The organism is Devosia sp. (genome assembly GCF_017744655.1).
In the GTDB taxonomy this organism is placed as follows: Bacteria; Pseudomonadota; Alphaproteobacteria; order Rhizobiales; family Devosiaceae; genus Devosia.
Map to the genome: position 1 here is coordinate 101975 of NZ_JAGIAW010000010.1, position 19811 is coordinate 121785.

General features: G+C 62.9%; 18 protein-coding genes. 6 read left to right on the top strand and 12 right to left on the bottom strand.

The window, feature by feature from the left end; all coding sequences use genetic code 11:
* Positions 1-33 precede the first annotated feature (33 nt).
* The 4 genes from J7557_RS18595 to J7557_RS18610 are packed head-to-tail and all read left to right on the top strand — an operon-like array spanning position 34 to position 3890.
* Positions 34-1809 carry an ABC transporter ATP-binding protein/permease gene (locus tag J7557_RS18595; RefSeq protein WP_291421519.1) on the top strand — a complete coding sequence of 592 codons (1776 nt, stop codon included), beginning with the start codon at positions 34-36 and terminating at the stop codon, positions 1807-1809.
* Complete coding sequence (locus J7557_RS18600) at positions 1806-2492, top strand: hypothetical protein (RefSeq protein ID WP_291421520.1); 687 nt, start codon at positions 1806-1808, stop codon at positions 2490-2492. The genes J7557_RS18595 and J7557_RS18600 overlap by 4 nt, the downstream gene beginning before the upstream one ends.
* Positions 2489-3361 (top strand): ChaN family lipoprotein, encoded by an 873-nt coding sequence (locus J7557_RS18605; RefSeq protein WP_291421521.1) that lies wholly within the window; start codon positions 2489-2491, stop codon positions 3359-3361. The genes J7557_RS18600 and J7557_RS18605 overlap by 4 nt, the downstream gene beginning before the upstream one ends.
* Positions 3354-3890 (top strand): invasion associated locus B family protein, encoded by a 537-nt coding sequence (locus J7557_RS18610; protein WP_291421522.1) that lies wholly within the window; start codon positions 3354-3356, stop codon positions 3888-3890. Before J7557_RS18605 ends, J7557_RS18610 begins: the two co-directional genes overlap by 8 nt.
* A 205-nt stretch (positions 3891-4095) precedes the next feature.
* On the opposite strand, the gene J7557_RS18615 is transcribed toward J7557_RS18610, so the two are convergent.
* From J7557_RS18615 to J7557_RS18625, 3 genes are all read right to left on the bottom strand, one after another.
* The gene (locus J7557_RS18615) at positions 4096-4842 is read right to left on the bottom strand and encodes an SDR family oxidoreductase (RefSeq protein ID WP_291421523.1); all 747 of its coding nucleotides are present in this window, start codon (positions 4840-4842) and stop codon (positions 4096-4098) included.
* Between the two features lie 40 nt (positions 4843-4882).
* Positions 4883-5839: an alpha/beta hydrolase gene (locus J7557_RS18620; protein ID WP_291421524.1), complete on the bottom strand. Its 957-nt coding sequence runs from the start codon at positions 5837-5839 to the stop codon at positions 4883-4885.
* Positions 5840-5908: 69 nt separating this feature from the next.
* Complete coding sequence (locus J7557_RS18625) at positions 5909-6217, bottom strand: putative quinol monooxygenase (RefSeq protein ID WP_291421525.1); 309 nt, start codon at positions 6215-6217, stop codon at positions 5909-5911.
* A 184-nt stretch (positions 6218-6401) separates the two neighbouring features.
* Between J7557_RS18625 and J7557_RS18630 the strand changes: the two genes are divergently transcribed.
* Positions 6402-7304 (top strand): AraC family transcriptional regulator, encoded by a 903-nt coding sequence (locus J7557_RS18630; RefSeq protein WP_291421526.1) that lies wholly within the window; start codon positions 6402-6404, stop codon positions 7302-7304.
* On the opposite strand, the gene coaBC is transcribed toward J7557_RS18630, so the two are convergent.
* The 3 genes from coaBC to J7557_RS18645 are packed head-to-tail and all read right to left on the bottom strand — an operon-like array spanning position 7287 to position 10003.
* Positions 7287-8531: a bifunctional phosphopantothenoylcysteine decarboxylase/phosphopantothenate--cysteine ligase CoaBC gene (coaBC, locus tag J7557_RS18635; protein ID WP_291421527.1), complete on the bottom strand. Its 1245-nt coding sequence runs from the start codon at positions 8529-8531 to the stop codon at positions 7287-7289. The genes J7557_RS18630 and coaBC overlap by 18 nt on opposite strands.
* On the bottom strand, positions 8524-9306 hold the full coding sequence (locus J7557_RS18640; RefSeq protein WP_291421528.1) for a type III pantothenate kinase: 783 nt from the start codon (positions 9304-9306) through the stop codon (positions 8524-8526). The genes coaBC and J7557_RS18640 overlap by 8 nt, the downstream gene beginning before the upstream one ends.
* A gap of 22 nt (positions 9307-9328) precedes the next feature.
* Positions 9329-10003 carry a glutathione S-transferase family protein gene (locus tag J7557_RS18645; RefSeq protein WP_291421529.1) on the bottom strand — a complete coding sequence of 225 codons (675 nt, stop codon included), beginning with the start codon at positions 10001-10003 and terminating at the stop codon, positions 9329-9331.
* A 288-nt stretch (positions 10004-10291) separates the two neighbouring features.
* On the opposite strand from J7557_RS18645, the gene J7557_RS18650 reads away from it, so the two are divergent.
* Positions 10292-12685, top strand: a complete 2394-nt coding sequence (locus J7557_RS18650; RefSeq protein ID WP_291421530.1) for a methyl-accepting chemotaxis protein — start codon at positions 10292-10294, stop codon at positions 12683-12685.
* 42 nt (positions 12686-12727) lie between these two features.
* Here J7557_RS18650 and J7557_RS18655 read toward each other — a convergent pair whose 3' ends face one another.
* The 6 genes from J7557_RS18655 to J7557_RS18680 all read right to left on the bottom strand — a co-directional run bounded on the left by J7557_RS18655 (position 12728) and on the right by J7557_RS18680 (position 19802).
* The gene (locus J7557_RS18655) at positions 12728-12940 is read right to left on the bottom strand and encodes a hypothetical protein (protein ID WP_035082982.1); all 213 of its coding nucleotides are present in this window, start codon (positions 12938-12940) and stop codon (positions 12728-12730) included.
* Between the two features lie 62 nt (positions 12941-13002).
* The gene (gene guaD / locus J7557_RS18660; protein WP_291421548.1) at positions 13003-14355 is read right to left on the bottom strand and encodes a guanine deaminase; all 1353 of its coding nucleotides are present in this window, start codon (positions 14353-14355) and stop codon (positions 13003-13005) included.
* A 2-nt stretch (positions 14356-14357) separates the two neighbouring features.
* Positions 14358-16220: an adenine deaminase gene (locus J7557_RS18665; RefSeq protein ID WP_291421531.1), complete on the bottom strand. Its 1863-nt coding sequence runs from the start codon at positions 16218-16220 to the stop codon at positions 14358-14360.
* Positions 16217-17167: an ABC transporter permease gene (locus tag J7557_RS18670; protein ID WP_291421532.1), complete on the bottom strand. Its 951-nt coding sequence runs from the start codon at positions 17165-17167 to the stop codon at positions 16217-16219. The genes J7557_RS18665 and J7557_RS18670 overlap by 4 nt, the downstream gene beginning before the upstream one ends.
* Complete coding sequence (locus J7557_RS18675) at positions 17164-18261, bottom strand: ABC transporter permease (protein WP_291421533.1); 1098 nt, start codon at positions 18259-18261, stop codon at positions 17164-17166. Before J7557_RS18675 ends, J7557_RS18670 begins: the two co-directional genes overlap by 4 nt.
* Positions 18258-19802, bottom strand: a complete 1545-nt coding sequence (locus J7557_RS18680) for an ABC transporter ATP-binding protein (RefSeq protein ID WP_291421534.1) — start codon at positions 19800-19802, stop codon at positions 18258-18260. Before J7557_RS18680 ends, J7557_RS18675 begins: the two co-directional genes overlap by 4 nt.
* Positions 19803-19811 lie beyond the last annotated feature (9 nt).

Sequence of the window (19811 nt, forward strand, 5' to 3'; positions counted from 1 at the left end):
CCAAGGGCGTCCCACCTTCTCTCGGAGCAGACGATGTCACGAATTTTCGCCCAGTTCTGGCGCCTCATGCAGCTTTGCCTTGCCGGACCGGGCGGGAAATGGAGCATTGCGCTCTTTGCCCTCATCGTCGCGCTCGACCTGGGCGGGGTCTATGCCACTATTCTGATCGTCAGTTGGACCGGCGCCTTTTATGGCGCGCTTGAAGCCATGGATGGCGCCGAGGCTGTTCGGCAGGTCGGGATTTTCGGGATGATCGTCGCGGGCAATTCGGCCCGGCATCTCATTGGCCAATTGATGAGGAAGCGCTTGGAAATGCTCTGGCGCGGTCGCCTGACCTCGGGCGCGCTCGATATTTGGCTTGCCAACAAGGCCTACTGGCACATAGCCAATGCCACATTCGCGCATTGGGGCAACGCATCCGGCGGCCCGAAGGGCTATGCCGTCGACAATCCCGACCAGCGCATCGCCGATGATTGCCGGATTTTCATCACCGCGCTCCTTGGCGAAGTGCTCGATATGATCAGCCGCATTGTCGGGCTTTTTTCCTATATCGCGCTCCTCTGGAGCCTCACCAATTTTCCGCTCTCGCTTGCGCCCATCGGCATCAATATCGAGATCCCGAACTATATGATCTGGGCCGCCTTCATCTATGTGGCGCTGGCCAGCCTGCTGACGCATGCACTGGGTCATCCGCTCAAGGGACTTATGGTCGAACAGCAGCGTCGTGAGGCCAATTTCCGTTTCGCGCTGGCGCGGCTGCGTTCGAATTTTGATGAAGTGGCAATGAGCAATGGCGAACGGGCCGAGCGCGGCGTCTTCGATATGCGTTTTAATGCCATTGTCACTAACTGGAAGAAATTGGTGAATCGCGAGCTGATCCTCGGCTGCTTCACCTATCCCTTCAATCACTCGGTGCTGCGCATCCCCCTCTTTGTCGCCCTGCCCGGCTATCTTGCGGGCCACGTCGCCTTCGGCGGCCTGATGCAGCTCAGCACCGCCTTTTCCAGCGTCGTCACCAGCCTGTCCTGGTTCATCTTTTCCTATCGCGATCTTGCAGAACTCGTCGCGGCCTCTTCCCGCCTCGATAATTTCCTCGAAGCGGCCAAAGCTGCGGGCGCGACCGGGCGCGGTATCGTGCACGAGACCGCTGCGGGCCCCGTCCTGTCGCTGCGCGATGTCCGGGTCAACACGCCTGAAGCGCGGCCTCTGCTCGAAGTACCGATGATGGATATCAAACAGGGCGAGGCCGTCTGGCTGCGCGGCGCCTCAGGCCTTGGCAAGACGACGTTGATGAAGGCACTAGCCGGTCTCTGGCCGCATGGCGCAGGCACCATATTCTCGCCCGAGGCGAGCAAGACCTTCCTGCCGCAGCGCCCTTATTTCCCCATCGGCACGGTCCGCGACGCCCTGGCCTATCCGCGCGCTGTGGGCGACTATTCCGCGGAAACTCTGGATGCCACGCTCGAAAAGGTCGGCCTCAGCCACATCGCGGGCGTGGAATTCGGCCGCTCGGATACGCGCACCGGCCATGGCCTGTCCGGTGGCGAACAGCAGAGGTTGGCGCTCGCCCGCCTTCTCCTGCTGCGACCGCAATGGGCTTTGCTCGACGAGCCGGCCTCGGCGCTGGATCAAGCGGCGGAGGCAGAACTCTTTGCCTTGCTGCGCCGCGAATTGCCGGACGCCACCTTCATCATTGTCGCCCATCGCCAGCCGCAGGGACTTGGCGAGGTGCGTGTTGTGCATCTCGGCCCGGCCGTGGTTTCCACCCCATCCACTCTCCCCCAACTGCCAGACATAGTGCCAGCATGACCACCAATCGCCGCGAGATCCTGCCCGTTCCACCCGCTTCGGTCATCCGCAAGCTTCCCGCCATGGGCGATCTGATGATCACCGCCAAGCAGAACGGGGCTACGCATGAACGCATCGGCACCGTCGAGACGGTCAGCATCGAGGATGGCTGGCTCGTCTGCGGCGGGGCGGCCCACGATAGCCGCATCGACCCCACCCTGATTACCTCCGTCATTATCGACCGCACCTCGGTGATGCAGGAAAAGGTCTATCCGCGTATCGATTTCCGCCGCGGCGAAGAGGTTCTCTTCAGCGTCGTCGGTTTTGCCGGCATCGAGCCTTTCGATGCAGCGCTCGCCGAATTTGGCCCCGGCGAGGCTTTGCCCGAGGAACCCAAGGAGCCGCGCGCCAAGCGCGAGGATGCCAGTCTCGAAGACGCTGGCGCGCTGCCGCTGCAAGCGGCGCTCGAGGCCGGCACGAAGGTTTCGATCGGCTTCAGGCGTCCCGGTTTTGAGCAGAACTGGACCGGCGTCATCGAAAGCGTCAAGCCGGCCATGGGTTTCATCAATGTCATGCGCTCCGACTTCCATCTGCACCTGTTGGCCAACACTGTTTCGAGCTGGAATGATGGCGGAGCGCTCGACGCCGATGGCGTTCCGACCGGCCTGTCCCTGACACTGCACGACGAAACGGTCCCGGCATGACCGGTATTCCGCACGAACCCGGTCGCTGGCTCGACGGCGCGACCGGAACGCCGCTAAGCCACGGCGAGGTGATTGCGCGCATGGCGCATCGCCGCGTCGTGCTCCTCGGGGAAACCCACGACCGGTTCGACATCCACCGCTGGCAATTGCATGTCTGTGCCGGGCTTTTGGCCCAGCGCAGCGATATTGCCCTCGGCTTTGAAATGTTTCCGCGCCGCTGCCAGTCCGTGCTCGATCGCTGGGTGGCCGGCGAACTGAGCGCCGCCGATTTTCTGGAAAGGGCCGAATGGGACACCGTCTGGCGGTTCGATCCCGAGCTTTATATGCCGCTCTTCCAGTTCTGCCGCCAATTTCGTTTGCCCATGCTGGCGCTCAATTGCGAGCGGCCACTGGTCACCCGTGTCGGCAAGGAGGGCTGGGACGCCATTCCGGAAGAGGAACGCGATGGCCTGACGCCCGCCGTGCCGGCCAGCCTCGCCCATCGCCAATATCTCTTCGACATCACCGGCGGCGGCCGGTCAGATCGCCCCGTCACCCATGCCGCCGATCCCGGTTTTGACCGCTTCGTGCGTGCTCAACAGACCTGGGACCGGGCCTTTGCCTGCAATATTGCCAAGGCGCTCGACGCCGGCATTGCCGGCCAGATCGTCGGCATTATTGGCCGCGGTCACATGGACTTTGGCCACGGTACGCCTTTCCAGTTGGCCCAACTCGGCATCGATGACACGGCCATTCTACTGCCGTCAGACGAGGCAGAGTTCGGCTCGGACCACCGGAATATCGGCGACGCGCTGTTTCGCTTGCCCGGACCGCCAGACCGCGCTGCCCCCAGAAAACCCCTCCCTATCGAGAAGACTGTCAATGCGTAATCCCCTCTTTCCCGCCCTCCTTGCGCTCGGCCTTGCGCTGGCGCCCGTCAGTGCTCAGGAGGCGGCACCGAGTGCCGGCCTGCCCGGCGGCGCGCAATCGCTCAATGAGGAGCACGGCGACTGGACCGTTTCCTGCCGGGTGGAACAGGCCGCAAAGCTCTGCGTCATGTCGCAGACTTTGGCCAATAGCCAGAATGGTCAGCCGGTGTTGTCGATCGAGCTCGCGACGCCCGCCGTCGACAAGGCCGAAGGCATGTTGTTGCTGCCCTTCGGGCTTCGCCTTGCCGATGGCGCGACCCTCAAGGTCGACGGAACGGCTCTGGGCGGCAATTGGGCCTTTGTGACCTGCATCGCCACGGGCTGTCTCGTGCCCGTCACCTTGGACGCCAGCCAGATCAGCACGCTGCGCGCCGGCACGGAACTTGTCATCACCGCGCTCGGCGCTGGTGGGGGAGAACCGGTAGACCTCAAGGTGTCGCTGACCGGCTTTGCCCGGGCGGCCAACCGCTCGGTCGAACTCAGCCTCTAAATGCGAAATCTGGAAGCGACCCGAATGGCCGCTTCCAGATCACGGCTGTTGCAATGGGGTCGCTTCTAACCCCAGCGGACGCCGGAGCGCCGCGGGCTTGACGGCGCAAGGGACGTGGCTGCCAACCGTGCCGCCAGGAGGTCAAATATCCGCCGGCCCTTGCGGACATGCCAGCGCAGGGTGGCCCGAACGATCTGGACCGTTGTCATCGCCCCGCTTCCCATAGCGCTACTGCATCGGGACCGGCGGGGTAGCGCAACTGTTCCGTGCCATCCGTCGCGGCGCGCCAGATTGCCTCGGCCACGTCGCTTTCGCTGGTCGTCATTGCCGGCTTGGCAAAGGCTGCAAAGATGGGTCCTGCAACTTCGGCATAGGCCGGCGGGATCAGGTCCGCGATCGGCAGTTCGGTATTGGCGGTAAAGCGGGTGGTCGGCGCATAACCCGGCTCCACCAGTTTGACCCGGATATTGAAGCCGCGCAGTTCCTCCGCCAATGAGCCCGAAAAGCCCTCGATAGCCATTTTGGTCGCCGTATAGGCGGCGGCAAAGGGGGACGGCGCCAGAGTGACACTGGACGTGACGTTGATGATCGTCCCGCCACCATTTTCGCGCATGCCGGCGAGAGCTGCCTGCACCATGGCCATAGTGCCAATTGTATTGGTTTCGAAGAGTTTTCGGACATGGTTCAGCGGCGAGGCCTCGAAGGCGCCGACCATGCCGATGCCGGCATTATTGACCAGAACGTCGATCGGCCCGGCGGCATGGAGGCCGGCCGCGATGCTGTCGCTGTCGGTGACATCGATGGGCAGGACGCGGATGCGGTCGTCTGCCGGCAAGAGTTCGGGCTGCGGCCGGCGCATGGCGGCAATGACCTTCCAGCCCTGACGATGAAAGTGGCGGGCCGTTTCGAGGCCATAGCCCGAGGACGTGCCGGTGATGAGAATGGTGTTCATGATGATGTTCCTTTGTGTGCGGTGAGTGGGATGCTGCCGATCAGGCAGCGGCGTTGAGGAAGCGGCCGAGCCATGCCGTGCGGGCCTGGCGGGCGGTGGTGGAAAGAGGTGCGTCAGGGAACATGGCGTCGAAGCCATGGAAGCCGCCGGCCCAGATATGCAGTTCGGCCTGGCCGCCCGCCGCCCAGATGCGGCTCGCATAATCGGCATTTTCGTCGCGAAAGACTTCCGCCGTGCCCGCGTCGATATAGGCGGTCGGGAGGCCCGAAAGATCGGCTGCGCGGGCTGCGGAAACATAGGGCGACACTTCGGTTTCGCCGGTACCGCCGAGGACCGATTTCCAGCCGAAGGCATTCTTTTCCTGCGTCCAGACGCCGGGATCGCCGGCATATTGGCGGCTGGATATGGTGTCGTTCCGGTGGTCCAGCATCGGACAGATGAGGATTTGCGCTGAGATCGCGGGGCCGCCGAGATCGCGGGCCATGAGGACCATGCCTGCAGCGAGCCCGCCGCCAGCGCTGGCCCCGGCCACGATGATGCGGGCTGGATCGATCCCGAGGTCCGCAGCGTGGGCCGCGACCCAGGCCAGACCCTGATAGCAATCCTCGACCAGGGTGCTGCCGGAGACCTCTGGGGCCAGACGATAATCGACCGTGACAACGACGGCGCCGAAGCGCTCAAGCCATTCGAGCGGAATATCGAGATTGGCGAAACGATCGCCCATCACCATGCCGCCGCCATGCACCCAATAGATGCAAGGCGCGGCATCGGCATTGGCGCCGGCCTGGCGGAAGATGGACAGGGGCATGGCAAAACCATCTGCGGTTTCGACCTCGACCTCAAGATGATCGAGCGAGCGGCCTTCGAGATAGGTTTCGACCGGGGTCCTATATTGCCGCATCTGCAAGAGGATTTCGGCATCGAGGGTAACGCCCAGCGGCATGCCGGCGAGCCGGGCAGCGAGGTCGGGATCGAGAGCGGGACGTGGGAGAGACATGGTTTTTCCTTGCGTGGTTGAGCGCGAAAAAGGCGCGGCGATGTCTGGGTTTCTTTGGGCCCGAGGGCGTTAGCCGAGGAGGGCCTTGCCACCGACCGGCACGGCATCGACATAGGTCGATTCACCGCCAACGAGTGGGGCGAAGCGGGCGGTATAGGTCCGGGCGATGTCGCTTTCGAAAAAGCGGCCATGTGCCTCACGGCTGGTCCAGCCTTCGGTCACAAAGACCAGATCGGGATTGCTTGCCGACCGGGCGACGAGAAAGACCAGGCAATCGTCGTGGTGGAGGGCCGGTGCTTCGAGCAGCAGAGCGACAAGAGCGTCGCCCTTGCCGGGCTGAGCGGGGATGGTGGCGTGAAAACCGTGATTGATGGTCATTGGAAGGTCCTTTGGGGTTGCAGCAGCACTGGCTGCCGGTGATCCCAATCAACCACCAGACCGGGTCGCAGCGTTAGTCGAGGACTCTTCAAAACTTGCACAATCCTACCACCAAAGAGAGAATTGTTGCACTGGATGAATGGCGGGGCTATTGCTCTGACATTGAGAAAACCGAGGTCAGGCGATGCTGATCGACGAACTGCGTGACCTGATCGAGCGCCATGCGCGAGAAGATGGGACTACCCCTATCGATGGCGTTATGGTCGCGAGACACGATATATCGGCGCCGGAACATTCCATGTCCGGGTCGGTCATGGCGCTGATCGCCCAGGGGGTGAAACGCCTGGCTTTGGGGGACCGCGTTTATGAGTATGGCGCAGGTCAGTTTCTTGTTTCTTCGCTCGACATGCCCGTATCGGGCCAATTCGTCGGGGCCAGCAGCGCGGAACCGGCGCTGGGTTTTGGCCTGATATTGCATCCACCCAGCATTGCCGACCTGCTGTTGCGTTCCGGCGCTTCGATGGCGCGGGACGGTCGCGGCGCAGCCCCTTCGGCGATGGCTGTCAGCGATGCACCGCAGCAACTGCTCGAGGCGGTCGTTCGGCTATTGCGCTTGCTCGATTCTCCACGTGACCTGCCGGTGCTCGCACCGCTCATCAAGCAGGAAATTCTGTGGTGGCTAATCGTGGGCGAACAGGGCGCGGCGGTGCGCCATCTTGGCCTTGCGGACAGCAATCTCAGCCATATTGCGAGAGCGGTGAGCTGGATCCGCGAGCATTATGCACGGCCATTCCGCGTGGAGGATGTCGCCGAAATCTCGGGCATGAGCGCCTCGGCCTTTTACCGCCATTTTCAGGCCGTTACCGCCATGAGCCCGATCCAGTTCCAAAAACAGATCCGCCTGCAGGAAGCCCGTTTGAAGCTGGCATCGGGGCGCCATGACGTGACCGGCGTCGGCTATAGCGTCGGCTATGACAGCCCCACTCAGTTCAGCCGTGAATATCGCCGCCAGTTCGGCACGCCGCCGAGCCAAGATAGCGCCCGATTGCGTCAGTTGCCGGACGGAAAACTATCGGCGCTGGCTTGACGCCAATCTGGTTTCGGTAAGGACATCCCAGATGGCGTCGGCCAAGGCGGATTTGCTCATGACCGCGAAGTCACGCGGGGCATGGTCGCGGGCGAGGAGCGTGCCGCCATTGGTGCCGACCTGAAAGCCGGTCGCGCTGGCTTCGCCGATCCGGGCCACGGGATTGGCGAAAAGGAAATCGAGGCCCTTGCGATCGAGCTTGAGCTGGCCGTTTTCGACGACATCGTCGGTTTCGGCGGCAAAGCCGAGGAACCACTGGCCGCTCGCCGCATCACGGAGCGAGCCGAGCACATCAACGGAAGGCACGAGATCGAGCGTCGTGGCTGAATTGGCGCGCTTGAGCTTTTTGGCCGAGGGCTCGGCCACGCGATAATCCATGACGGCGGCGGTGGCGATGACACCATTGGCTTCGGGCAGAATTTTGAGGGCGGCGGCGGCCATTTCTTCGGCGGTGCGGACTTCTACAACGGTAAGGCGCGATGCGGCATCGGCCGACGCCACCGGACGAATGACGCCCTTGTCGACACCCAGCACCATGCTGACGCGGGCGCCGCGACGGAGCGCGGCTTCGGCCATGGCGGCGCCCATGCGGCCGGTCGAGTGATTGGTGATGTAGCGCACCGCATCGATCGGCGTGGTGGTCGGGCCGGAAGTGATGAGGACGTGGACGCCCGCCAGGTCCTCTTTGGTGGATTCGTTGAGTTGTGTGTTGATCGCCTGCACGATGCTGTCGACGCTGGCCAATTTGCCAACACCCACTTCGCCACAGGCCAGAATACCGGAGGCGGGGTCGACGAAGCGCGCGCCGGCATCGGCAAGGCTGCGCAGATGGGTCTGGGTGACGGGCTTGTTCCACATCACCGTGTTCATGGCCGGGGCAATGAGGAGCGGCGCTTCGGTTGCGAGCGCCACGGTAGTGAGAAGATCGTCTGCAAGGCCCAAGGCGAGCCTGGCGAGCGTATTGGCGCTGGCCGGCGCGACGACGAAAAGGTCGGCCCAGCGGGCGAGGTCGATATGTTCGGTGCCCGAAATGTCGGCGCCAAAAATGGCCGAGCGCACCGGGTTACCACTGAGGGTTTCGAGCACCAGCGGGGTGACGAACTGGGTGGCGCTTTCTGTGAGGATGCAGCGGACGCGATGGCCCTGCTTGATCAATTGCGAGACGACATCGGCCATCTTGTAGGCGGCGATGCTGCCGGTGATGCCGATGAGGATATTGCTAGCCATTGAGCAGCCCATAGCGGAAGAGGCCCAGGAGCGTCAGGTCGGGCTGGATATCGAAGCGAGGCGAGAGGGTGATGAGCTGCGTACAGCCGCCAGTGGCAATGAGCTTGGCGCCTTCGAGGCCGGAATCGCGGAGGAGGCGATCGGCGAGGCCTTCGATCAGGGCCTCATAGCCCTGCAGCACGCCGCTCTGGATCTGTGTTTCGGTGGTATTGCCGACGGCGCTTTGCGGCCGCACCAGTTCCACCGAGAAGAGCTTTGCCGCCCGGCTTTGGAGGGCCCGCCAACTGGTGTCGAGCCCCGGCACAATGGCGCCGCCGATATAGGCCGGGCGCGCGTCGATGAGGCAGAAGGTGGTGGCCGTGCCGGCATCGACAAGGAGGAATGGCGGCTCGGCAATGGCCAGGGCGCCGGCAACATTGGCGAGACGGTCGGCGCCGAGCTGGTCGGGGAAAGGCAGATCGAGCTCGAAATCGCGCTTGAGTTTTGAGGAGATCGCAATCACTTCAATGGGGCGCCTGCCGCTAGCGCAGGCACCCCGCACGGTCTTTTCAAGAACTGGCACAACGGTCGAGAGGATCGCGCGGTTCGCAACTTCCCAGATGCTGTCTTCAAGATGCTCGGCAAAGAGCTGATTGAGATGCACGCGATATTCGTCGGCAGTGGCCAGGGGATCGGTGCGGAAGCGCACTTCCGCGACGACCTGGCCAGCGTCGCTGAACAGGCCCGCCACCGTGTGGGTGTTGCCGATGTCGAGCAGCAGCCAATATTGCGTCATTCAATCCGTCTTTCAGCCGAGCCTATGCTGCGGCCTTCAGAACATGCGCGTCGTTGTTGCGCAAGCGGGTCAGATAGAGATCGACGAAGTCGGCGGGTGCCGCCTCCTTGACGCTCGGACGTGCCGCGAGGTTTTTCCGCCAGGCGGAAAGCTTCGGCAAATCGGCAGTGAGGCCCATCGCAACAACGGTTTCGAGCGCATCTAATTGGCGAAAGGCCGGGGCGAAAACAGCGTCAACCAGACTGAATTGTGTTCCGGCGAAGAAGGGGCCGACGATGGTGTCTTCGAGGCGGCGAAGCTTTGTCGCGAGGGACTGGCTGGCGTTGTCAAGCTCGCCCTGATCCTTGGCGGCGCTGAGGCGCCAGAGATCGCCCAAGACCTGCGAGCCGAACTCGATCCAGGAGCGGTGCTGCGCGCGTTCGAGCGTATCGATTGGATGGAGTCGCTTTTCCGTGATCGTATCTTCGAGATATTCGAGGATGACGGCGCTTTCGAAGACGATCGCCGGCTCGTGGCCATCACGCTCGACCTTTAACACCGGCACCTTGCCCAGCGGCGAGATGGCCAGAAACCAGTCGGGCTTGTTGGCGAGGTCGATATAGATGACCTCGAAGGGCACGCCCTTTTCCTTGAGCGCAATGACGGCGCGCTGCACATAGGGGCAGGTGGGGAAGCTGATCAAAGTAAGTTTTGACATGAATTCTTCTGTGGCTGACGCCCCGGGGAGGTTGGGGCAAAGGCGTGTCGTTCCAGCATAGCCGGTCGGGGCGATCGAGGCGAGAAAGGGGGTGCCCCGGGAACGGCGTGACGGGCAATGAAACAACAAAGTCGGGCCCGTGCAGGCAAAACCGTATCCGCCTGTCCCGGGATCTGACCCCAAATTCGCAGCTTGTTAAAGTTAACCAGAAATAGACTGAGAATCCCCGATATTGGAGCCCGAACGCTGGCGTCCAGAAGGATTGCAGCCGGCGTCTGGGAGGAAGAAGTGCGTCTTAATTCTCTACCGGTCAGGGTTTCCCTGTTCGCGGGTCTTGTCATTGCCTTGGTCTTTTGCGTCGGGATGACTTTCCTGGTGCAGCGTATCGGAAGCTCGGTGGAGCAACAGACAACGGAACTGCAGGCGGAAACGACGCGGTCGCTCGCCGAAAAGGTTTCCCGCGATCTCGCGCTTGCCAAGCAAGCGGCGGCCGATATCGGCAGCGCCACGGCAGCGATGCGAACGGCAGGGGTCGTCGACCGCGCCAGCTATGACAAGGTGCTTGAGACGGTCCTGGCCGAGAATCCGCAATTGCTCGCGACCTGGGCAGCATGGGCGCCCAATGCGCTCGATGGCAAGGACGCCGAATTTGCCGGCGTGGCACCATGGGACGCAACCGGACGCTATGTGCCCTATTGGCAGCGTGGCGGCGGGCCCATCGTGCAGGAAATGCTGCTCGACTATGACACGCCCGGCGTCGGCGACTATGCGCTTCTGCCCAAGAACCTCGACCGGGCCGTGGCCATCGAGCCCTACCCCTATGTGATCAGCGGCAAGGAAGTGCTGATCACCTCGTTCGGCCTGCCGATCAAGGTAGACGGCGCCTATGTCGGCACGGCTGGCATCGACCTGTCGCTGGGCGCCATCAACGATGAGCTGGCAGCGCTGCGGCCGTTCGAAACCGGCAATGTGGCGCTGATTTCGGCGACAGGCATTGTCATTGCCCATCCCGATACGAGCCTTGTCGGCACGACGCTGGCGGCGGACGCAGAGCTGGCGCAGGTTTCGGCAGCGGCGAGCAAGAGCGAGGGCTATGTCGAGGCGGAAGCAGCTGGGCCTGATGGCGCCCCATGGCGCTATATGGCGATCAGCTTTGATGCCGGTGGCACGCAGGACCGCTGGAGCATTGTTTCCATGGTGCCGCAGGCGACCCTTGGTGCCGCCGTTTCGGAAGCGCGCTGGACCATTATCGCGCTTTCGGCGATCTGCGTTGCGGCGGCCGTCGGCATCGTCTTCGTGCTGATGTTGTGGCTCGTGGGCCGGCCGCTCAAGCAACTTGGTACCACGGTCGAAACCATGGCCGATGGCAATTACGACCTGACCGTGCCCTTCATGACGCGGCAGGACGAAATCGGCACACTGTCGCGCTCGGTGGAGGTATTCCGCGACAATGGCATCAAGGTTGCGCAGATGACTGAGGCGGAAGCGGCTCGGATCATTCGGGATCGCGATGCGCGGGCGCAGATGATGACCGAGCTGCAATCGGCCTTCGGCAATGTGGTGGATGCCGCGATCGACGGCGATTTCTCGCGCCGGGTGGAGACGGAATTCCCCGATGAGGAACTCAATTCGCTGGCGGCGGGCATCAACAAGCTGGTCGGCACCGTAGAGGGTGGTCTCGATGAGACCGGACAGGTGCTGGCGGCGCTCGCCGATACCGATCTTACCCAGCGCATCCACGGCGATTATCGCGGCGCCTTTGCCAAGCTGAAGTCCGACACCAATGCTGTGGCCGATCGCCTCTCCGACGTCGTTGGGCAGTTACGTGGCACATCGCGTGCACTCCGCACGGCAACGGCGGAAATTCTCTCTGGGGCCAATGATCTCAGCGATCGCACCACCAAGCAGGCGGCGACGATCGAGGAGACCTCGGCGGCCATGGAGCAGTTGGCGCGCACGGTGATCGACAATGCCGGGCAGGCGGAAGTCGCTTCGCACAAAGCCGATGAGGTTTCGCGCTCGGCCGAAGAGGGCGGCAGCCTGATGGAAGAGGCCAATGGCGCCATGGAGCGGATCACCCAGTCTTCGGCCAAGATCTCCAACATCATCGGCATGATCGACGACATCGCCTTCCAGACCAATTTGCTGGCCCTCAACGCCTCGGTGGAAGCGGCGCGGGCCGGCGAGGCAGGCAAGGGCTTTGCCGTAGTGGCCGTCGAAGTGCGGCGCCTCGCGCAATCGGCGGCGCAGGCTTCGTCCGACGTGAAGCAGTTGATCGAGCAGAGTAGTGGCGAGGTTTCGGTGGGTTCGCGGCTCGTCGCCAATGCGGCTAACCGGCTGCTGACTATGCTGGAGGCGGTGCGCGAAAACAACGAACTGCTTGGCGGCATTGCCCGCGGCAGTCGCGAACAGGCGTCGGCCATCGAGGAAGTGACCACCGCCGTGCGGCAGATGGACGAGATGACCCAGCACAACGCGGCGCTGGTCGAAGAGATCAACGCTTCCATTGAGCAGACCGAGGCACAGGCGACCGAACTTGATCGCGTGGTTGACGTATTCAGGCTGGCTGATAGCGGCGCACGCAGTGCTGCGCCGGAACGTCGGGCAGCAGCGCGGAAACCCGCACCGGTCTATCGTAGCCAGGGCAATGCGGCCATCTCCCAGGACTGGTCCGAGTTCTAAGACTGAATCAAAGTCATTGCCCGGCACGTCCGGGCAATGACGCTACCACCTGAGGCCGGATGGGCTTGGGCGCTTGAAATGGTCGGTGAGCGCGATCAGCACGACCATGTGCAGACGCTCTTTCGAGCCCGGGTCCTTGAGGCATTTGACGCGGGACGACACGGTGAATTTGAGGCCATTGCGCAGCCCGGTCGCCGTATAGGAGAGCAATTGGGCGGCAGCGTCATAACTAGCCGCTACGACCTTGAACTCCATCGTCGCATCGCCTTTCCATCAACTCGCCCCATATCCATAATGGACCCGAGCGGCTGACATCTTCAAGGGGTGCGTTCGATACCATCCACCCAGACGGCGGCGATATTGGCGCGCGTTGTGCCGTAAATCAGCTTTTCGAAAATGGCGGTTGGATCGGTTTCGCCGAAGAGGCGAATGGCGCCAGTTCGCGCATTCGTGTCCACGGCAATGGCGTCGAAGCGGTAGCCGGGCGCGATTATGCCGATGGGCAGATCGAGCGCGACACCACCGCCAGCCGTGGCGAGATGGAAGGCGGTGATGAGGCCAACCGCCGCGTTGGGGCGGCCGCGCTTTTCTGCCGGCAAGGCGGGGTCGGTGCCTTCGGCCAGCATGCGGGAGGATTGGACCGTGGTGCGGACGGCTTCGAACATGGAGGCGGAGGGGCCGCCGGAAATATCGGTGCCGAGGCCGACATGGACACCTTTTTCGAGCGCATGGCGCAGCGGGAATACGGAATTGGCGAAGTAGATGTTCGAAAGGGCGCAATGCCCCACCGCGGCGCCACGGGCGGCGAGGCGCTCCATGTCGTCGTCGGTCAAAAAATTAGAATGGGCTAGGACGCTTTTGCGCGTCAGAAGGCCGAAGGAGTCGAGGGCGGCGGCGTCGGTTTTGCCGTAGCGGGAAAGGACATGGCCATGGGCCCAATCGCTTTCCGAGCAATGGGTCTGGACGTGGCAGCCGCATTCCTGCGCCAGGGCGCCAAGGCCGGTGAGGGCTTCGTCGGTGCAGGATGGAATAAAGCGCGGGGTTATGACCGGGAGGACGCGCCCTGCCCCGTTTTCGGGATGGGAGCGGATGTGGTCGATGACGGCGCGGGTTTCTGCCACCGCGGTTTCGGCGCTGTCGTCGCGGTAATATTCCGGGCAGGCGGCGGGATCATCCATCACCACCTTGCCGACGAGGGCGCGCTGGCCTTTTTCAATGCAGATGTCGGCGAGGAGTTTTGTCGCGGCTTCGTGCTGGGTGGCGAAATAGAGGGCTGTTGTGGTGCCGGTCGCCAAGAGATCGTCGACGAGGGCGGTGTAGCGCTCGCGGGCGAAATCGAGGTCGGCGTAACGAGCTTCGAGGGGGAAGGTGTATTTTTGCAGCCAGACCTCCAGCGGCTCATCGAGGGCGAGGCCAAGCTGGGGATATTGCGGCGCGTGGATGTGGAGGTCGACGAGGCCGGGGAGGCCATAGTAACCATCGGGGAGGCGATGGAGGCGATCGCCGAGTTCGGCTTCCACCAGAGTGCGCATGGAATCGCCGGCGGGGTGGATGTCGGTGATGGTGCCGGTGTCATTGACACGAATAAGGACGTTTTCCAGCACCTCTAGCCGGTCGCGCGTCGGCGCGTGGAAGAAGGTGCCGATGATGCCTGCGCCGGAAATGTTCATGTTCACCAGACGATCTTGTGGGTTTCGCCCGTTTGTACATTCACAAAACCTTCCGGGCAAAGCTCGGAGGGGGCGACGAGCACCCAACGCCAAGGCGAGCAGGTGAGCGTCGCAAAGATCAGGAATTCGGGGAAACCGGGCTTCCAGCGGTTCATGGCGGCGGGGGCGTAGACCCAGTCCACTTCCTCGGCACGGGCGAGGAATTTCTTCATGTCGGCGTCAAAAGCCTCGGCAGGGCGCGCGGTCATCAGGCCGGCGATTTCGAGGCGGACTTCGGCGACGACTTCGCCACGATGGACAAGGACCCAGCCACCGTCGATTTCGGCGAGGCGATTGACGGCCTTGGCCATGGCGGCATCGGAAGAGCCGATGCACCAGATATTGTGACTATCGTGGGCGACGGAGCAGCAAAGGGCGGTATCGGGGTCAGAGGGGCCAACGCCGGACCAGAACATGGAGGCGACAGCGCCATCGCCGCGATAGCGATCGATCATCGACCATTTGGTGATGAGTTTTGCGGGGTCGCGCTGCACTTCGCCGTTTTCGACGGGAAGGGTTTCGACGGAAAAGTCTTCGTTCCAAGCGAAGGGGCGGGAGATGGCGGCCTGCATGGTAGTGCGGCCGGGCTCGGCCTTGATGGCGAAGTCGGCGGCGGTGAGCGTGCGGCCAATATTGACGGAGCCGGAGGCCCAATCGGGCCAGTCGATGCGGACGTCCGGACCGGTATAGGTCTTTCCATCGGAGACGAGTTGGCCGTCGGAATAGACGTGGGCGATATCGATTGAGGGGACGTCGCGTAAAAGCACTATGTCGGCATAGCGTCCCGGCGTGATCGAGCCTACCCACTGGTCAATGCGCATGTGGCGCGCGGGATTGATGGTGGCGCACTGGATGGCGATTTCGGGCGAGAGGCCGTAGTGGATCGCGTGGCGGACATTGTGGTCGGTAGCTCCGTCCTTGAGGGTGTCCGTGGCGCTGCGGTCGTCCGTGGTGAAGGCGATGTTCGACCAGTCCTTCAGGCCTTTTGCGAGAAGGCCGGGAATTATGGCGTCATACGAGAACGGACGAAGCTCGGTGAAAAGGCCGCGGAGAAGGCGGTCCCAGGTTTCTTCCAGCGCCCAGACTTCGTGGTCGGAGGAGAGGCCGGCGGCAGCGAAGGCGGAAATGTCGTGGAGGTCTGTGAGGCCATTGCCATGGCCTTCGACGACACCGCGCATTTCAAAAGTGGCGCGGATCATGCCCCACATGCGCTGATAGCCCGGATTGGTTGGGTCACAGACGGAAGGCCAGTCCATGACTTCGTCGAGGCTCGTGACCGAGAGGTTTTCGGACAGGAATTGCTTCTGCTCTTCGTAGTCAAAATAGCCGCCGGATTGTTCCCAGGGCGTGGGCGGCACGGCAGAGCCGGGCTGGATGAAGACTTTTAGGGGCGAGCCGGCGCGGCGGGCTTTTTCCCAGAACTCGATGTTTTTCGGGCCGTTGACGTTAGCGAATTCGTGGCTGGCTTCGCAGGTCCAGGTATTGCCGCGCGGCAGAACAAGCTCGGCTTCGAAATCGGGCGTCAGGTGGGTGGATTCGATGTGCTTGTGCACTTCGCCGAAGCCGGGGACGGCCGAGAGATCGGGGTAGGAAACGCGTTTCGCGACCTCGCCGCGATAGGAGCCGATGGGGCCGACATAGGCGATGCGGCGGCCGGAGACGACGATCTCCTGGTTTTCCATCCACTCATTGGCGTGGACGGCGAGGAGGCGGCCGACCTCGATGGCGAGATCGGCGGGCTTTTTGCCTAGCGAAACGAGCAATAAATGCTGACGGACTGTTACCTCTTGGGCAGCATCAAGGATCAAATCGTCAGGTTGCGTCATATCTTGGAAAGGGTCCGCATCTGCCGGGCACGCTGCGCACGGTAGGAGAAGAGGATGAGGGCAAGAACCGTCACCACGAAGGGGATGGTCTGGATCATCTCGCCGGGGATCCAGTTGAAGAGGTTGGGCATGACGATGGCGAGGGCTTCGAAGATGCCGAAAAGCAATGCCGCAAGCATGGCACCGACCGGGTGGCGAGCGCCGAGCAGCACGGCGCCAAGGGCGATGAAGCCACGACCGGCGGTCATGTCACGGGTAAAGCCGATATAGTTGAACATGGCGAGCTGGGCGCCGCCGATGCCGGCGAGAGCGCCTGATGCCACAAGGCTCCAGGCGCGGACTTTTGCGACGGGAATGCCGGCCGCTTCGGGCGCTGCCGGATATTCGCCGACGCCACGAAGCCAGAGGCCATAGGGGGTGCGGAACAAAAAGTACCAGACCGCAAAGACCATGAAGACGCCGAGCCAGGAGAGGATCGAATGGCCGGAGAGAAGGCTCTTCAGCGTCGGTCCCACGGCCGGAATGGCTTCGAGGAAAGAGAGGTCCACCCCCGGCACGGCCTTGGAAGGCAGATTGATGGAGGTGCCCTTGTCGCCGCCGGTGGCGCGCGAGAGGGCAAAGACGGTGCCGCCGGTCGCCAGAATGTTTACGGCAAAGCCGACGAGGATGATGTCGGCCTTCAAACGGAGATGGAAGAAAGCCATCAGCGCGCCGAGCATGGCGCCGGCCGCGACACCCGACAGCACGGCGACATACCAGGGGGCATAGACCGAGACGATCACGGCGGTCAGCGCCGCAATCAGCATCATGCCTTCCAGCGCCACGTTGAGGGCGCCTGAAAGGTCGGAGATGAGGCCGCCGAGCGCAGCAAAGAGGAGCGGCGTCGTGGTGCGAACGACGGTGACGAAGAAGGTGGCCGAAAAGACCGTGAGCAGGAGTTCGATCATTTGGCGGCCTCCGGCGTGGCGGCATTGGCTGATTTCTGGCCCCTGAGGCGCGCGAAGAGTTTTTTGCCCGGCAGGGAGAAGGACGAGGCGACGAGCAGGATGATGATGGCCTGGACCACGGAGATCATTTCGGTGGGCACGTCGGTGCGGATGCCCATGAGTTGGGCGCCCTGGCGGAGATAGCCATAGGCCAAGGCGACGATGGGCACGGCAAGTGGGCGGGAGCGGGCCACGATGGCGATGAGAATGCCTTCGAAGGCGAGGTTGCCGTCAAAATTCTGCGCCAGATTGCCGAAGGCGCGGCCTTGCACGAAGACCGAGCCGAGGAGGCCGCCAAAGGCACCGGCGACGGTCATGGCCGAGACCATGATGAAGCTCGAGCGGATGCCGGCATATTCGGCGAATTTTGGATTATGGCCCACGAGGCGGAGTTTGAGGCCCCAACTGGTGCGGTAGAGCAGGAACCAGACGGCGAGGGCGGAGACCAGGGCAATGACGATGCCGAGGTCGAAGCGCGTACCGGGAAGGATGGCGGGGAAGATCGCCGTGTCGGGAAACTTTGCCGTCATCAGCTGGCCGGTGCCGGCGGGCGCGAGATGGGCGCGGATGAGGTAGTTTACCACCAGAATGGCGATGTAGTTGAGCATGAGCGAGGAGACGATTTCGCTGGCGCCAAAACGGGCCTTGGCATAGCCCGGAATGAAGCCATAGACGGCGCCGGCGCACATGGCGGCGAGCATGGCGACCGGGATCGCCAGAGGTGTCGCGCCGATGGGCGACATGGCGATAAGCGCGGCGAAAAGGCCGCCCATATAGACCTGACCCTGCACACCCATGGAAAATTGCCGCGCCTGAAAGACGAGGCTGAAGGCAAGGCCGGTGAGGGTCAATTTGGCGACGTCGTCGATCCAGAGGCCCATGGTGCGGTTGGACGAGAGCGGCGCGGTGAGGAGGGTCTGGAAGGCGGCGCCGGGATCGGCCGATGTAAGAAGAATGACGACGAGGGCGACGGCCAAGGCAATGACCAGCGCAGTCAGAGCGCGGCCGGTTTCGCTGCGGACGGTTTTCCAGCGGGAGGGAGAGGTGGTGCTCATTGGAGGGCTGCCCGCATAGCTTCGGGGTCCTGGCTCGAAAGGCCGAGCATATAGGTGCCCAGCGTTTCGGCGGTGAGATCATCGGAATTGACGAAGGCGGCAACGATCTTGCCGCGATAGAAGACGACGAGGCGATCGGAGAGCGCCAGAAGTTCGGAAAGATCGGCCGAACTCAGCAGCACCGCGGCGCCGCCATCACGGGCGTCGGTGAGGGACTTCCAGATGAACTGGGTGGCACCGAGATCGACGCCGCGCGTCGGCTGATTGACGAGGAGAAGCTTGGGCTGTTCTGAGAGTTCGCGGGCAACCACGACCTTTTGCATATTGCCACCCGAAAGCGTGCCGACTGCATAGCCGGGCCCGCCGGAGCGGATGGAGAAGCGCTCGATCAGCGAAAGGGCATTGGCCTTCATTGCCTTCAAATCAAGAAGGCCATTGCGCACGAAACGCTTGTCAGCGAGGCGCGTGGCGATGAGATTTTCGGCGATGGTGGCGCCGGTGGCGAGGCCGCGGGCGATACGATCTTCGGGGATGCTGGCAAGGCCCTGTTCGCGGCGTTCGAGAACGCTTTTGGGGCCAAGGCTGGTGCCATTGAGATAAATGACGCCATCGGCCACGGGGCGGAGGCCGGCAATGGCTTCGAGCAGTTCGGCCTGGCCATTGCCCTCGACACCGACTAGGCCGAGAATTTCGCCCGAATGCACCTTGAGATTAAGGTCCTGGGCGATGGTGACGCCGCTCTCGGCGGTCAGTTTGAGAGCCTTGACCTCGCAGGCCACATCGCCGCGGGTCTTGGCGCGATCGACGCGCAGGGCGATTTCGCGGCCGACCATCATGGTGGCGAGGCTGTCCTCGGTGACATCCCTGGCATTGACCGAGCCGACGGTCTTGCCGCCGCGCATGACGGTAATACGATCGGAAATTTCCAGAACTTCAGGCAGCTTATGCGCGATGAAGATGACGGTGCGGCCCTGAGCGACCAGCGCGCGGACGGCGACGAAAAGCTCTTCGACCTCCTGCGGTGCGAGCACGGCCGTGGGCTCGTCGAGAATGAGAATGCGCGCGTCCCGATAAAGCGCCTTGAGGATTTCCACCCGCTGCTGCTGGCCGACAGGGAGTTGGCCAACCGGCGGCAGGGGATCGACCGCAAGGCGGAACTTTTCGGAGAGCGCGCGCACTTTTTCGATCGCCTCGCGGCGGTCGAACTTTATGCCGTTGCGCGGCTCGGAGCCGAGTACGACGTTCTCATAAACCGAGAAGGAGGGGACCAGCGAGAAGTGCTGAAAAACCATGCCGATGCCATTGTCGATGGCTTCGCGCGGATTGGCGAAGCTGACGACTTTGCCATCAAGGCGGATTTCACCGCGATCGGGCTGTTCGATGCCGAACAGGATTTTCATCAGCGTGGATTTGCCGGCGCCGTTTTCGCCGACGACGGCATGCACCTCGCCCGCCGAAACGGAGAGATTGACCCCGTCATTGGCGACAGTGCCGCCGGGATAGGTCTTGCCGATGGAAATGGCTTCGAGCAGCGGCGCCATCGAGGGTCC

Bases quoted from the DNA above. Each gene is read 5' to 3' on its own strand.
- J7557_RS18600 (WP_291421520.1), top strand. From the start codon at position 1,806: ATGACCACCAATCGCCGCGAGATCCTGCCCGTTCCACCCGCTTCGGTC.
- J7557_RS18625 (WP_291421525.1), bottom strand. From the start codon at position 6,217: ATGACCATCAATCACGGTTTTCACGCCACCATCCCCGCTCAGCCCGGC.
- J7557_RS18640 (WP_291421528.1), bottom strand. From the start codon at position 9,306: ATGACGCAATATTGGCTGCTGCTCGACATCGGCAACACCCACACGGTG.
- J7557_RS18620 (WP_291421524.1), bottom strand. From the start codon at position 5,839: ATGTCTCTCCCACGTCCCGCTCTCGATCCCGACCTCGCTGCCCGGCTC.
- J7557_RS18655 (WP_035082982.1), bottom strand. From the start codon at position 12,940: ATGGAGTTCAAGGTCGTAGCGGCTAGTTATGACGCTGCCGCCCAATTG.
- J7557_RS18615 (WP_291421523.1), bottom strand. From the start codon at position 4,842: ATGAACACCATTCTCATCACCGGCACGTCCTCGGGCTATGGCCTCGAA.
- J7557_RS18595 (WP_291421519.1), top strand. From the start codon at position 34: ATGTCACGAATTTTCGCCCAGTTCTGGCGCCTCATGCAGCTTTGCCTT.
- J7557_RS18605 (WP_291421521.1), top strand. From the start codon at position 2,489: ATGACCGGTATTCCGCACGAACCCGGTCGCTGGCTCGACGGCGCGACC.
- J7557_RS18645 (WP_291421529.1), bottom strand. From the start codon at position 10,003: ATGTCAAAACTTACTTTGATCAGCTTCCCCACCTGCCCCTATGTGCAG.
- J7557_RS18675 (WP_291421533.1), bottom strand. From the start codon at position 18,261: ATGAGCACCACCTCTCCCTCCCGCTGGAAAACCGTCCGCAGCGAAACC.
- coaBC (WP_291421527.1), bottom strand. From the start codon at position 8,531: ATGGCTAGCAATATCCTCATCGGCATCACCGGCAGCATCGCCGCCTAC.
- J7557_RS18610 (WP_291421522.1), top strand. From the start codon at position 3,354: ATGCGTAATCCCCTCTTTCCCGCCCTCCTTGCGCTCGGCCTTGCGCTG.
- J7557_RS18630 (WP_291421526.1), top strand. From the start codon at position 6,402: ATGCTGATCGACGAACTGCGTGACCTGATCGAGCGCCATGCGCGAGAA.
- J7557_RS18680 (WP_291421534.1), bottom strand. From the start codon at position 19,802: ATGGCGCCGCTGCTCGAAGCCATTTCCATCGGCAAGACCTATCCCGGC.
- J7557_RS18665 (WP_291421531.1), bottom strand. From the start codon at position 16,220: ATGACGCAACCTGACGATTTGATCCTTGATGCTGCCCAAGAGGTAACA.
- J7557_RS18670 (WP_291421532.1), bottom strand. From the start codon at position 17,167: ATGATCGAACTCCTGCTCACGGTCTTTTCGGCCACCTTCTTCGTCACC.
- guaD (WP_291421548.1), bottom strand. From the start codon at position 14,355: ATGAACATTTCCGGCGCAGGCATCATCGGCACCTTCTTCCACGCGCCG.